Genomic DNA, 12,939 nt, shown 5'->3' on the forward strand with positions numbered 1-12,939 from the left:
CGGCGACCGAAGGCGAACGGCCGAAGCGCGACTTCAAAGGCGGCGACCGGCCATTCAGCAAAGGGCCGCGTCCGGAAGGCAAGCCATATGAACAGCGCGAGGGTCCACGCAAGCCTTATGCGCCGCGCGGCGACCGGCCGGCAGCTGCCGAAGGCGAGCGGCCGAAGCGCGACTTCAAAGGCGGCGACCGGCCATTCAGCAAAGGGCCGCGTCCGGAAGGCAAGCCTTATGAACAGCGCGAGGGTCCACGCAAGCCTTACACTCCGCGCGGCGACCGGCCGGCAGCTGTCGAAGGCGAGCGCGGCGAGAGGCGCTTCGACCGTCCCAAGCGTGATTTTGGCGGCGATCGACCCCATGGGGCACAAACGGCACAGGCCGCATCGGAAGGCGGCTTCAAGCCGCGCCCGCGTCGCGTCGAGGCAACGGAAGAAGCCGGCGAACGCATTGCCAAGCGGCTGGCGCGTGCCGGCCTGGCCTCGCGCCGCGACGCCGAGGAACTGATTGCGGCCGGCCGCGTCAAGGTCAATGGCAAGGTGTTGTCCTCGCCGGCCTTCAACGTCATGCCCGGCGACATCATCCATCTCGACGGCATGGAGATCCCGCCGATCGAGCGCACCAGGCTGTTCCTGTTCCACAAGCCGGCCGGCGTGGTCACGACAAACCGCGATCCCGAAGGCCGCAAGACCGTCTTCGATGTGCTGCCGCCCGGGCTGCCGCGGCTGATGACCATCGGCCGGCTCGACATCAACACCGAAGGCCTGCTGCTGCTCACCAATGATGGTGGCCTGTCGCGCGTGCTCGAACTGCCGGCGACCGGCTGGTTGCGACGCTACCGCGTGCGCGTTCACGGCAAGGTCGAGGAAAGCGCGCTTGCAGGGCTGCGCGAAGGCATTGCCGTCGACGGTGTCTTTTATGGCGCCATCGAGGCGACGCTCGACCGCGAGCAGGGTTCGAACGCCTGGCTGACACTCGGCCTGCGCGAAGGCAAGAACCGCGAGGTCAGGAACATCCTGGGCGCGCTCGGTCTCGACGTGACGCGGCTGATCCGCATTTCCTACGGGCCGTTTCAACTCGACGATTTGCCGGAAGGCCATGTGCTGGAGATCAAGGGCCGCGTGCTGCGCGACCAGCTCGGCGAGCGCCTGGTCGAAGAGTCCGGCGCCAATTTCGATGCCGATATCGCCAAGCCGTTTTCCAACAAGCCGGTCAGGCGTGAGCGCGAAGAGGAGCCCGAGCGGCCGAAATTCACCCGCGACGGCGAACGCCGGCCGATCGGCGAGGGCGGCCTGATCAAGAACCGCAAGCGCCGCGAAGGCAGCCGCGACGAAGCGCTCGGCAAGCTGTCGACAAGCCCTGACAGGACCTTTGGGCCAAAAAAGAGCTTTGGCGAGCGTGGCCCCAGACCTGAACGCAGCGACTTCGGGGACAAACCCCGCGGCGACAAGCCTCGTGGCGGCTTCGGTGGGAAAAAATCCGAACGCGAGCAGCGGCCGATCGAGCCGCCGGGCCAGCGCAAGGCCAATGTCTGGATGGCGCCGGGCGCACGGCCGATCGGCAAGGGCAGGGCGGAGGCAGACGCCGCCAAGGCGGCGGAAAACAAGGCGCGCAAGGCATCGTTCAAGCCGTCTTACGGCAAGCCCGGCGGCAAGCCGCAAGGCGGCGGTGCAAAGCCGTTCGGCAAACCGCGCGGCGAGCGCCCGGATGGCGGTGGCGACCGGCCGCGCGGCGGCCCGAAGGGAAGCAATGCGGATCGTCGGCGGTGAGTTTCGCGGGCGTCCGCTGGCGCCGCCCCGCCCCATTGCCATCCGCCCGACCACCGACCGCACGCGTGAGGCGGTCTTCAACGTGCTGGCGCATCGCTTTCCTGAAAAACTGGACGGCGCGCGCGTGCTCGACCTGTTCGCCGGCACCGGCGCGCTCGGCCTCGAAGCGCTGTCGCGCGGCGCCTCCTACGCTGTCTTCATCGAAGAATCCGCCGAAGGGCGCGGCCTGATCCGCACCAATGTCGAGGCCTTCGGCCTCACCGGCCGCACCAAGATATTCCGCCGCGACGCGACGGGCTTGGGCGAGGCGGGCACCATCGCCGCATTCGGCCTTGTCTTCGCCGATCCGCCCTATGGCAAAGGCCTTGGCGAACGTGCGTTGCGCTCGGCCAAGGCCGGTGGTTGGCTCGCCCCTGGCGCGCTCTGCGTCGTCGAGGAAGCGGCGGCGGCGCCGTTCGAGGCAGGGCCGGGCTTTTCGGTTGTCGACGAGCGCAACTATGGCGAGACGGTCATCCGGTTCATCGAGGCCGCCTGAGTTCGGCTTCCACGGTGGCGCCTTCAAAATGACGAACAATTCGCTTTGCCTCGACCAGCAACCCCGCCTATCGTCCCACCACAAACCGGAGCCATCTATGACATTTCAGGCTGAATGGCTGCGCGAAACGCTCTTGGGACTGGCTCTGGTGATGGCCGCGCCGGCTCTGGCGGATAACAATCCTGACGATGGCGTCGTGACCGATTTCCTGCTCGACAACGGCATGGAGGTCGTCGTCGTCCCCGATCACCGCGCCCCCATCGTCACCCATATGGTCTGGTACAAGATCGGCAGCGCCGACGAGCCGCCGGGCAAGTCCGGCATTGCCCATTTCTTCGAGCATCTGATGTTCAAGGCGACCAGCACCCATGCGGCGGGCGAGCTCGACCGTGCCGTCGCCGCCATCGGCGGCTCGGACAACGCCTTCACCTCATACGACTACACCGCCTTTCACGAGACGGTGGTGCCGCAGGCGCTCGGTGAGATGATGGGCTTCGAGGCCGACCGCATGCGCAATCTCATCCTCAACGACGACGTCATCAAGACCGAGCGCGACGTCATCCTCGAGGAGCGCCGCTCCCGCATCGATAGCAATCCGCAGGCGGTGCTCGACGAGGAGATCGACGCCACGCTGTGGCAGAACCAGCCCTACCGCATTCCGGTCATCGGCTGGATGCAGGAGATGGAGAAGCTGAACCGCACCGACGCGATGGCTTTCTACAACAAATATTATACACCCAATAACGCCGTGCTGGTGGTGGCCGGCGATGTCGAGCCGGAAACGGTTAAGGCGCTGGCCGAAAAGACCTTTGGCAAGATCGCGCGCGGCCCGGATCTGCCACCGCGCATCCGCCCGGTCGAGCCGGAGCAGAACACCAGGCGCACGGTGACGCTGACCGACGGGCGTGTCAGCGTGCCGAGCTTCACCACGCAATGGGTGGTCCCGTCCTATCACACGGCAAAGCCCGGCGAAGCCGAAGCGCTCGACGTGCTGTCCGAAATCCTCGGCGGCGGCAACCGCAGCCGGCTCTACCAGGAGCTTGTCGTCAGGCAAGGCATCGCCGCCGAGGCCGGCGCCTTCTTCCAGGGCACCATGCTCGACGACACCAATTTCACCGTCTACGGCGCGCCGCGCGGCGATGCCAAGCTTGCCGACATCGAAGCCGCGGTCGACGCCGAGATCGCCCGCATCGCGAAAGACGGCGTCACCAGCGACGAGCTGGAAAAATCCAAGGACCGTTTCGTACGTTCGATGATCTTTGCCCGCGACAAGCAGGAGGACATGGCCAACATCTACGGCTCGACGCTCGCCACAGGCGGCAACGTCCAGGACGTCCAGCAATGGCCGGACCGCATCCGCAAGGTCACCGCCGACCAGGTCAAGGAAGTCGCTGCCCGCTATCTCAATCTCGACCACGCAACGACCGGTTATTTGCTTCCCGAAACCCAGGCTGGGAATTGATTTGATGATGAGTTTGAGCGTCGGCGCCGCCCCTCACCTGCCTGCCCGCATCCTCTCCCCGTATAGGGACGGGGAGAGGGGCGCCGCCATCGACGGTTTCGTCAATCTTCAGCGTTTGCAGAGCGAGCGCCGGGACAGCGGCCAGCCCCTTCTCCCCGTAACTATACGGGGAGAAGTGCCCGGCAGGGCGATGAGGGGCGGCGCCGACCTTGGCAATTGGCGCGCCGGCCCTCTTCTGGCCACCCTCATTCTCTCCCTCGTCTTCCTCCTCCTGCCGGCGCTTTCCGCTCGCGCCGCCATGAACATCCAGGAGGTGACCTCGTCGAAGGGCATTGCCGCCTGGCTGGTGGAGGATTATTCGGTGCCGATCGTCGCCATCCGCTTCGTTTTCGATGGCGGCGCGACGCAGGATCCGCCCGGTAAGGAAGGGCTTGCCAACCTGATGAGCGGCCTGTTCGACGAAGGTGCCGGCAACCTCGACAGCGAGGCCTTCCAGATCAAGCTCGACGACGTCGGTGCAGAGATGAGCTTCGAGGCGCAACGCGACGGCATCTACGGCTCGATGCGCATGCTGGCCGACCAGCGCGACGGCGCCTTCGACCTGTTGCGGGTGGCGGTCAACCAGCCGCGCTTCGACCAGGTGCCGATCGACCGCATCCGCGCGCAGATCCTGTCCGGCATCATCGCCAACGAGCGCGATCCCGATACGCTCGCCCAACGCAAATGGCTGGACGCGATCTACGGCCGGCATCCCTATTCGCGGCCCGACCAGGGCACCAGGCAAAGCATCGCGACGATCACGCCGGCCGATCTCAGCGCCTTCCACAAGGCGAATTTCGCCCGCGGCGGCCTGCATGTCGCGGTGGTCGGCGCCATCGACGCCGAGACGCTGAGGCAGAAGCTCGATCTGGTGTTCGGCAGCCTGCCGGAAAAGCAGGCGCTTACGCCCGTTCCCGACATCGACCTGAAGCTCGGCCAGCAGCTCGAGGTCGTTTACGACCAGCCGCAGGCCTCGCTGCAACTCGCCTATCCCGGCGTGAAGCGGAACGCGCCGGATTTCTTCGCCGCGGTGCTGATGAACGAGATCCTCGGTGGCGGCACTTTCACCTCGCGGCTGTTCGACGAGGTGCGCGAGAAGCGCGGCCTGGCCTATAGCGTCAGCTCCGACCTCGTCGACCACCAGCACTCCGAGGCGCTTTCCATCACCACCTCGACCCGCGCGGACAGGGCGGCCGAGACGCTGGCCGTGGTGCGCGACGTGGTCAAGCGCATGGCCGATGAGGGGCCGACCGAAGCCGAGCTGGCGGCGACCAAGAAATACATGATCGGCGCCTATGCCATCAACAATCTGAATTCCTCCGGCGCGATCGCCTCAACGCTGCTCGAGATCCAGCTCGGCAAGCTCGGCATCGACTACATGCAGCGCCGCGCCGCCCTGATAAACGCGGTGACGCTGGACCAGGTGAAAGCGGTGGCGAAAAAGCTGCTCTCCGCCGAGCCGGCCGTCATGGTGGTCGGGCCGAAGCTGGGAAGCAAGGGATGAGCCCACTTTTCCTGCACTGGCCTGCGCCGGTTGGCTCCCCCTTCTCCCCTTGTGGGAGAAGGTGTCGCCGAAGGCGACGGATGAGGGGTGCTCCAGCTTGGCATCGACCGAGCTCCGTCCAACACCCCTCAACCGTCTCGGCGCTCCGCGCCGATCCACCTTCTCCCACAAGGGGAGAAGGAAAGACGCGCCACGACCGCAAACTGCCGACAATCCGGGCGAGGGGGCATTTGCCCAAATTCGATAGCTCCGCCACATGGGGCACCCAAAATGGCGCCTAGCTTCGGCATCGCCTTTGGCGGCGGCGGGGCGCGTGGGCTGGCGCATATCCATGTTATCGAGGCGCTGGACGAGCTGGGCATAAGGCCGGCAGCAATCGCCGGCTCGTCGATCGGCGCCATCATGGGCGCCGGCATGGCCTCGGGCATGACCGGCAAGGACATCCACGACTATACGCGCTCGATCCTCGGCCGCCGCGCCGAAGTGGCGACGCGCATGTGGCGGGCGCGGCCCGGCACTTTTGCCGAGGCGATGCAGGGCGGCCTGCGGGTCAGCCAGTTCAATGTCGAGCGCATCCTCAAGGCGTTCCTGCCCGACGCCATTCCCGAGACCTTCGCCGAATTGAAGATACCGCTGAAGGTGACGGCAACGGACTTTTATGGCCACAAGCTCGCCGTGTTCGACGAAGGCGAGCTGCATTCGGCGCTGGCCGCCTCGGCGGCGATCCCGGCGGTGTTCCGTCCGGTGATGCGCGACGGCAGGCTGCTGATCGACGGCGGCATCTACAATCCCGTGCCGTTCGACCTGATCGAGCTCGACGCCGACATCATCATCGCCGTCGACGTGGTCGGCGCGCCGACCGAGGCCGGCCGCAAATTTCCGACCTCCGTCGACCTGATGTTCGGCGCCACGCAGCTGATGATGCAGTCGATCATCGCCAGCAAGCTGAACCAGAGCCGGCCCGACATTCTGATCCGGCCGGCCGTCTCGAAATACCGGGTGCTCGATTTCATGAAGGTCGAGGCGCTGATGGCCGAGACGGTGGCGATCAAGGACGAGCTGAAGCGCGAGATCGAGAAGGCGGTGGAGGCCCGGGCCAAGGCCGAAGCCAGCAAGCGCACCAACCGTCTCGGCGGATGACCGTAATCAAGCGTCCGGCGTCAGCGCCCGCTGGACCATGAGCGTATCCTTCGTAAGTGGCGCGGATCAGCTCGCGATTGGCGGCCATCTCAGCCCCACTTCATCTCGCCGGTGGCAACCTTGGAGCCGATGTCGAGCGCGACGCCCATGCCGAGGCCGGGGAAGCGGGCTTCCATGGCGCTCTTCAGTGCGGCCGCGTCCTTGGCCTTGGCCAGTTCTTCCTCGAAGGCGATGAGATAGGTCTTGGTGTGCTCGACGCCTGAAAGGTCCGTAGCGGCCTCAGGCGTCATGTGCCCGGGCACGACGATTGCCGGCTTGCGCGCCGCGATCTTTTCGAGATTGGCGAGCCAGGCGGCGCGCAGTTCCCTGGTCGGCGTGTCGGCGGTCCAGACATGCACGCCGGCAAAGATCATCACCCCGCCGAACACCGCATTCAGCGACGGCACGAAGAGATAGCGCCGGTTGGCGAGGCCTTCCGCGGCGACGATCTCGATGGTCTCGCCATCGACGCTGAGCGTCTTGCCGTCGAATGCTTCGGGGATGACGACGTCGGCCAGCGCCTGCGGGCCATTCTCCTTGAGTTGCGGCCCCCAGACGGCGAGCTTCTTTTCGACATTGCCGTTGATGGCGGCCACCGTCTCGGCCGCGGCGATCACCCGTGCCTGCGGGAACGCCTGCTTGATCGGCTTGAGGCCGAAATAATAGTCCGGGTCGGACTGGCTGACATAGATGGTGGTGAGCGTCTTGCCGGTCGCCTTGATCGCCTCGGCCACGGCCCGGCCGTCGGGGTAAGTGAAACCGCCATCGATCAGCACGGCTTCGGCGGCGCCGGAGACCAGCACCGGGGCGCGGAAGAAGCCGTTTTGCCCGGCGGGGAAATGTTTCCAGGAAAGCCCGCCTGCCGCATGGCCAAGCCCGGCGGGAGCAAAGACCGCGGCAGCGCCGGCGGCGAGGGTGGTTTTCATGATGCTTCTCCGTGTGAACATGGATGTCTCCTGGGATCCGGAATTCGGCGGCCTCGATGCCGGCAAGATGGCAAAAGCGGAATGCGTATTGAAGGCCGACAAAATAGACGTAATGTATGCCATTGCCTGACAATGAGACTGCCTCCGCCATGAGCGAAGCATGAACCTGAACCGGCTGGCCTATTTCGCGGCGGTGGTCGATGCCGGCTCGTTCACGCGGGCCGCCGAGCGGCTGGGCATCACCAAGGCGGTGGTCAGCCAGCAGGTGGCGCGGCTGGAGCGCGATGTCGGAACGACGCTGCTGATCCGCACGACGCGGCGCGTCCATCCGACCGAGGCCGGCCGAACGTTCCATGCCCGCTGCCTGCACGTCCTGCAGCAGGCCGAGCATGCATTCGACGAGCTCGCGCAGGCCGCCGCCGAGCCGACTGGCACGCTGCGCATCGCCGCGTCCAACGACTACGGCACATCGGCGGTGGTGCCGGTGGTCGCCGCCTTCAGCGCGCGCTATCCCGCCTGCCGGGTGGAGCTGACGCTGGGCGACGAGACGATCGACCTGGTTTCCGGCCACATCGACGTGGCCATCCGCGTCGGCTGGCTGGCCGTTTCCAGCCTGCAGGCCCGGCGCATCGGCACCTTCCAACAATTCATGGTATGCGGCGCCGGCTTTGCAGGCCGGTTCACCGCCGGCGAACCGCAAGACCTCGCCGGGCTGCCCTTCGTCGCCAACATGGCGCTGCGCGAACCGCTGCTATGGCAATTTTCGCGCGGCGATGACGAGCAGCAGGCCGTGCGCATGCAGGCAACGATTTCGATCGACGCAACGCCGGCAGTGCTGGCAGCGGTCCGCGCCGGCGCCGGCCTGTCGGTGCTGCCGGACTTTTTGGTGCGGGACGAACTGGCCGCCGGGCGGCTGGTGCAGATCCTGCCCGAGTGGCGGCTGCCCTCCGGCGGCATCTACACGGTCTACCCCGCCGCCCGCTTCCGCCCGCCCAAGGTGACGAGGTTTGTCGAGATGCTGATCGCGGCCGAGCAGAAGCTGGAGGCAGGCGGGCGGGGGCGGTAGCTTGGGTGAGGCGCTGATGGACGAAGCTGCGATCTCCCCCCTTGAGGGGGAGATGGCCGGCAGGCCAGAGGGGGTCGGTTCGACCGGGCGCGGCCTGCCTCTTGCGTCGGTGGGGGTTGGCGCATTACGCGAGACGCCCCCCTCTGCCCTGCCGGGCATCTCCCCCTCGAGGGGGGAGATTGGCTCATCACGCCATCCCAGCCGCATACTCCAGCGCCACCACGCCGTTGCTGAATTGCCTGGCCGAGATCAGCTCGAGCGGCAATTGCGCGCCGGGCGGGAACAGCAGCTTGCCCTGGCCGACGGCACCGGGGTAGCTGAGCAGGCGGATGCGGTCGGCCAGGCCGTGGCGCAGCAATTCCTGCGCGACGCTGAGGCTGCCATGCACATAGATGTTGCCGCCGCTGCCTTGCTTCAGCCCTCTGACCGCTTCCGGCAACGCGCCCTGCAGCAGCTCGGCCGGCTGCCAGTCGAGCGCCTGCAAGCTGGTCGAGGCGACATATTTCGGCAGCGCGTTGAACCGGTCGGCGAAGTCTCCGGTCTCCTTGGGCCACGAGCCGGCAAAGATCTCATAGGTCGTGCGCCCCAACAGCATGGCGCCGCTGTCGGCAAGCTCGTCGTCCTTGAACTTCTGCATCTCATCGTTCCAGGCCACGCTCGGCAGCTTCTCGACCTCGGCAATGCCATCGACGCTGATGAATTCGGTGATGATGAGTTTTCTCATGGCGGGTTCCTTTCTGGCAGGGCCGAATGGCGCGGGCCTTATGCGACATGCGCCGTCAACTAGCGCGGCGCTTTTTCAGGGGGAGGGTTTTCCCTGTTCGCTTCCAAAGACCGATACCGTGGGAAAAGCTTCTCCGACCTGCCCATCGTTCGGTCATGCCACAAGGTCCGCATCGGAGGCCGGTCTTTTTTGCCGATTGGATCTGGGTCGTAGTTACGGGCTGGCTACAGGTGGGCAATTACCGGCTTTCAGCAGTCCTTCGCGGACGTGCTGCACATCAGACTCCTGGGCAAAGTGCAGGGTGGCGATAAATGAATCGAGGTCGAATTGGGGATCGAGCGTTCTGATCTTGCCTAGATGCGCCGCGGCCGCGATTTCGTCGCCGAGCCAGCCGTAGCAGGCAGCGGCGAAAGCGTGCTGAGCCGAGTCCATGGTTGACAGATGCATGAAAGCTTCGATCGCCTCGCCATACTGGCGCGCGGCGAAATGCGCCTTTCCCAGATGGCTCCAGAACCTCTCCGGGTGGTGCGGGTTCAACTGCATCGCCTTGCGGATCCATTCAATTCCCTCTTCCGGCCTCCCGAGCCACGTCAATAACTCGCCTTGCTGCACCACCACGAGGTCGTAATTGGGATTGAGGGCCAGCGCGCGCTCTTGATGGTAGCGTGCAGTGGTCAGCTCGTTGTTGTTCACGTTCACTGCGGCGAGGATGCGGTGGACATCGGCATCGTTGTTGTCCAGCGCCAGCGCCCTGTCCAGCGCTGCCATGATGTTGTTCCAGATGGCATCCCTGTCTTCGCACCAGTTATGGACCCAGGCCTGGCCAAGAATGCAGGCCCGCCAGGCATGGGCATGGGCATAATCGGGGTCGAGCGTGACGGCCCTTTCTATCAAGGTTTGCGCGCGTTCATTATCCGCATTCGTGCTTCGGTGATGCAGCACCTTGGCAGCAAGCACACATTCATACGCGGCCATGTTTGCAGGTTTCGCCCGCGCGAGCTGGTCCCGCTGAGCCGCCTCGACACGACCGGGCAGCGTAGCTGCGATCGCCGCGGTCACCTCATCCTGAATCGCGAATATGTCGTCCAGCTTCCGGTCATATTTGTCCGCCCAAATATGAGCGTCATTCGCCGTGTCGATGAGCTGAACCGTCACGCGCACCCTGTCGCCGATCTTGCGGACGCTTCCCTCCACCAGGTATTGGACGGTGAGTTTCTCGGCCACCTCGCGCACATTCACGGCGCGGTTCTTGTAGACGAAGCTGGAATTGCGCGAGATGACGAACAGCTCATGGTGGCGGGACAGTTCGGTGATGATGTCCTCGGTCAGTCCGTCCGCGAAAAATTCCTGCTCGGGGTCGCCGCTCATGTTGGTGAATGGCAGCACCACTATCGAAGGTTTCGAGATGGATCGCTTCGCCTCGACTTCCGGCAGGACAGAACTATCAAACCCAACGCGATAGAGGCGAACCGGGCGGCTGATGTTCTTTAACGTCTTCTCGCCCAGGTCCTCCATGGCAATTTCGAGACGGTCGGCAATTTGGGTCGCCACCGCTGCGGTCACGCAGATACCGCCGACGTCGGCGAGTTGCTCGATACGCGAGGCAATATTGACGCCGTCGCCGAAAATGTCCTCATCGTCGAAAATGATGTCACCGAGATTTATGCCGATCCTGAATTCGATACGCCGTTCTTGCGGCACATCCGAATTGCGCCGTTTCATGCGCTGTTGGATCTCCACGGCGCATTTCACGGCATCGGTCACGCTCTGGAACTCAACGAGCATGCCGTCTCCGGTGGTTTTGATGATCCGGCCCTTGTTCTTCGCGATGGCGGGATCGACCAGTTCTATGCGATGGGTCCGAAGGCGTGCGAGCGTGCCGGATTCGTCGGCCTCCATCAGCCGACTGTAGCCCGCCATATCGGCAGCCAGAATTGCGGCTAGTCTCTGTTCCATCACTTGAACCAAAAACCAAGCCTATCCTTCCTGGGCTGCCAAATCCAGCAATTTGGGCTTGTGGCTGAATCAAGACGTCTTCTACGCAGCAGCAACAAAGGGCGGATCAAACCTTCCGCCTTCCGCCAGGTGGCTGCGAACTCGATCGCATCAATCGCGGGAGAGCGACGCCATTCGGCGCGCCAGGCCACGCTCGGCAGCTTCTCGACCTCGGCGATCCGTCGAGGCTGATGAATTCGGTGACGATGAGTTTTCGCATGGCGGGTTCCTTTCTGTCGGGACGGGCCGTGCGGGTCTTGTGCGAACTGCACCGTCAACTAGCGCCGCGCATTTTCAAGGGGAGGGCTTTCCCTATTCGCTTATTCGCTCCCAAAGACCGATACTGTGGGGAAAAACTTCTCCGACCTGGACTAAGCTCCCAAGATCGGATTGGTATCTGAGGCAGATATCTCCAAAAAACGAACTGTAAAAAGATCATGGGATTCGGGGTCTTCATTCACCGGTCAGATTCGATCTACAACGACCGCCCCGCTGAGCAATACCAGTTTCTAGCCAGTATCTGCGCCGCGTCGAAGCATGCGTAGGCGACTGGATCATCTATTATGAGCCCAGCAAGGTAGAAGAGAGCCGCGGCTATTTCGCCATAGCCAAAGTCCAACAGGTCATCCCCGATCCTGCGAAGCCTGACATGTACCTCGCTCTGATTGAGCCCGGGACCTATCTCGACTTCGCCAATCCTGTTTCGTTCAACGGGGCGAATGGCATCGTGGAGAAGAGTGTACTCAACGAGGAAGGACGGATTTCCGGTCGCGCCCAATCTGCCGTCCGCCCAATCGGTCTAAGTGACTTCAACCGCATTATCGATCTCGGCCTGGGCAGCAATGAGTCGTTGCTGCCGCGCGTTGATGAGATCGGGACGTCGCTTGGCTTTCAAGACGAGCAGGCGCCATTTGAGTTGGAGCAGAGCCGTGATCGCGTGAGTTACATCGCGTCGCGAATCGTGCGGGATCGTATTTTTCGCCGCATCGTCTTGCGCGCCTATGATGAGCGCTGTGCGATCACGGGACTCAAGTTGATAAACGGCGGCGGCCGAGCGGAGGTCTCCGCCGCGCATGTTCGACCGGTTGAAGCCAATGGTCCCGATATCATCAACAATGGGATCGCATTGTCCGGCACCGCGCATTGGATGTTCGATCGCGGGTTGATCAGCCTATCCGACGATTTGGAAATCATGATCTCCCGGCAGGTCAACGATCTCGACAGCGTGCAGGGATTCATAAACAAAACCGGTCGAGCACTTACGCCCAGTCGACATTTTGAACGCCCGCATCCTCATTTCCTACAATGGCACCGCGAGCACTGCTACAAGCAGTGAAAGCACCGTCGGCGTGGGAGCGTGTTGGTGGGCACTTCTGACTCGTCGGAGGCCTTCATTCTCTCGTTGCGAATGGCAGCAATGCGCCCCTTCCTGGACATTACCAAAGCAAGACCACGGGGAATTCTGACCCACGTCCCGAATTCATGGCCTTCGTCTCGCTGGAATGTCTAACGCGACTCCGTCATGATGTCCCAGCCCTGTCGAGCGACGCTGCCAAAGCCGTTGACGCCAACGCAGGTGATGAGGGCAGGCTAGACCAGTGCAGCAGATCCGTCCGGCGACTTTTCTTTTTGCGGCCCGAGCCCTGCGCGACATGGGCGATGGCTTCGTGGCCGTTCTGTTGCCGGTCTATCTCCTCGCATTAGGCTTCGCGCCTCTGCAGGTCGGCATCATAGCAACCGGATCGC

10 protein-coding genes and 2 pseudogenes are annotated in these 12,939 nt (G+C 63.9%); 9 read left to right on the forward strand and 3 right to left on the reverse strand.

The features are described 5' to 3' along the window. The 5 genes from NKH59_RS32365 to NKH59_RS32385 all read left to right on the forward strand — a co-directional run. Nucleotides 1-1,763, forward strand: a 1,763-nt coding sequence (locus NKH59_RS32365) for a pseudouridine synthase (protein ID WP_352475004.1), incomplete at its 5' end; no start/stop codon positions are given. Then, entirely contained in the window at nt 1,744-2,298 is a 555-nt protein-coding gene (gene rsmD, locus NKH59_RS32370) for a 16S rRNA (guanine(966)-N(2))-methyltransferase RsmD (protein ID WP_353024295.1), read from the forward strand. The genes NKH59_RS32365 and rsmD, both read left to right, overlap by 20 nt. Before the next feature lie 97 nt (nt 2,299-2,395). Continuing rightward, nucleotides 2,396-3,760: a M16 family metallopeptidase gene (locus NKH59_RS32375; protein ID WP_352503364.1), complete on the forward strand. Its 1,365-nt coding sequence runs from the start codon at nt 2,396-2,398 to the stop codon at nt 3,758-3,760. Between the two features lie 190 nt (nt 3,761-3,950). Continuing rightward, entirely contained in the window at nt 3,951-5,303 is a 1,353-nt protein-coding gene (locus NKH59_RS32380) for a M16 family metallopeptidase (RefSeq protein ID WP_352475006.1), read from the forward strand. Nucleotides 5,304-5,573: 270 nt separating this feature from the next. Beyond that, nucleotides 5,574-6,443, forward strand: a complete 870-nt coding sequence (locus NKH59_RS32385) for a patatin-like phospholipase family protein (RefSeq protein ID WP_352475000.1) — start codon at nt 5,574-5,576, stop codon at nt 6,441-6,443. Nucleotides 6,444-6,532: 89 nt separating this feature from the next. On the opposite strand, the gene NKH59_RS32390 is transcribed toward NKH59_RS32385, so the two are convergent. Continuing rightward, entirely contained in the window at nt 6,533-7,429 is an 897-nt protein-coding gene (locus tag NKH59_RS32390) for an MBL fold metallo-hydrolase (RefSeq protein ID WP_352474998.1), read from the reverse strand. Here NKH59_RS32390 and NKH59_RS32395 point away from each other — a divergent pair. Continuing rightward, nucleotides 7,407-7,538 (forward strand): hypothetical protein, encoded by a 132-nt coding sequence (locus NKH59_RS32395; protein WP_352474997.1) that lies wholly within the window; start codon nt 7,407-7,409, stop codon nt 7,536-7,538. The two genes, NKH59_RS32390 and NKH59_RS32395, sit on opposite strands and share 23 nt — an antisense overlap. Nucleotides 7,539-7,568: 30 nt before the next feature. Then, nucleotides 7,569-8,474, forward strand: a complete 906-nt coding sequence (locus NKH59_RS32400; protein WP_352474996.1) for a LysR family transcriptional regulator — start codon at nt 7,569-7,571, stop codon at nt 8,472-8,474. 187 nt (nt 8,475-8,661) lie between these two features. On the opposite strand, the gene NKH59_RS32405 is transcribed toward NKH59_RS32400, so the two are convergent. Both NKH59_RS32405 and NKH59_RS32410 read right to left on the reverse strand, forming a co-directional pair. Continuing rightward, nucleotides 8,662-9,198, reverse strand: coding sequence for a dihydrofolate reductase family protein (locus NKH59_RS32405; RefSeq protein ID WP_352474994.1), 537 nt, complete (start codon nt 9,196-9,198; stop codon nt 8,662-8,664). Between the two features lie 213 nt (nt 9,199-9,411). Beyond that, on the reverse strand, nt 9,412-11,154 hold the full coding sequence (locus NKH59_RS32410; protein ID WP_352474993.1) for an adenylate/guanylate cyclase domain-containing protein: 1,743 nt from the start codon (nt 11,152-11,154) through the stop codon (nt 9,412-9,414). Between the two features lie 476 nt (nt 11,155-11,630). On the opposite strand from NKH59_RS32410, the pseudogene NKH59_RS32415 reads away from it, so the two are divergent. Together NKH59_RS32415 and NKH59_RS32420 are read left to right on the forward strand one after the other, a co-directional pair. Continuing rightward, nucleotides 11,631-12,529 (forward strand): annotated as a pseudogene (locus NKH59_RS32415) (HNH endonuclease). Between the two features lie 262 nt (nt 12,530-12,791). After that, a pseudogene (locus NKH59_RS32420) lies at nt 12,792-12,939 on the forward strand (MFS transporter); the annotation flags it as partial.

This window comes from Mesorhizobium sp. M0998, assembly GCF_040318885.1.
Lineage (GTDB): Bacteria > Pseudomonadota > Alphaproteobacteria > Rhizobiales > Rhizobiaceae > Mesorhizobium.

Excerpts from the sequence above, each read along its gene's own strand:
- rsmD (WP_353024295.1), top strand. The coding sequence starts at position 1,744 with ATGCGGATCGTCGGCGGTGAGTTTCGCGGGCGTCCGCTGGCGCCGCCC.
- NKH59_RS32375 (WP_352503364.1), top strand. The coding sequence starts at position 2,396 with ATGACATTTCAGGCTGAATGGCTGCGCGAAACGCTCTTGGGACTGGCT.
- NKH59_RS32380 (WP_352475006.1), top strand. The coding sequence starts at position 3,951 with ATGAGGGGCGGCGCCGACCTTGGCAATTGGCGCGCCGGCCCTCTTCTG.
- NKH59_RS32385 (WP_352475000.1), top strand. The coding sequence starts at position 5,574 with ATGGCGCCTAGCTTCGGCATCGCCTTTGGCGGCGGCGGGGCGCGTGGG.
- NKH59_RS32395 (WP_352474997.1), top strand. The coding sequence starts at position 7,407 with ATGATGCTTCTCCGTGTGAACATGGATGTCTCCTGGGATCCGGAATTC.
- NKH59_RS32390 (WP_352474998.1), bottom strand. The coding sequence starts at position 7,429 with ATGTTCACACGGAGAAGCATCATGAAAACCACCCTCGCCGCCGGCGCT.
- NKH59_RS32400 (WP_352474996.1), top strand. The coding sequence starts at position 7,569 with ATGAACCTGAACCGGCTGGCCTATTTCGCGGCGGTGGTCGATGCCGGC.
- NKH59_RS32405 (WP_352474994.1), bottom strand. The coding sequence starts at position 9,198 with ATGAGAAAACTCATCATCACCGAATTCATCAGCGTCGATGGCATTGCC.
- NKH59_RS32410 (WP_352474993.1), bottom strand. The coding sequence starts at position 11,154 with ATGGAACAGAGACTAGCCGCAATTCTGGCTGCCGATATGGCGGGCTAC.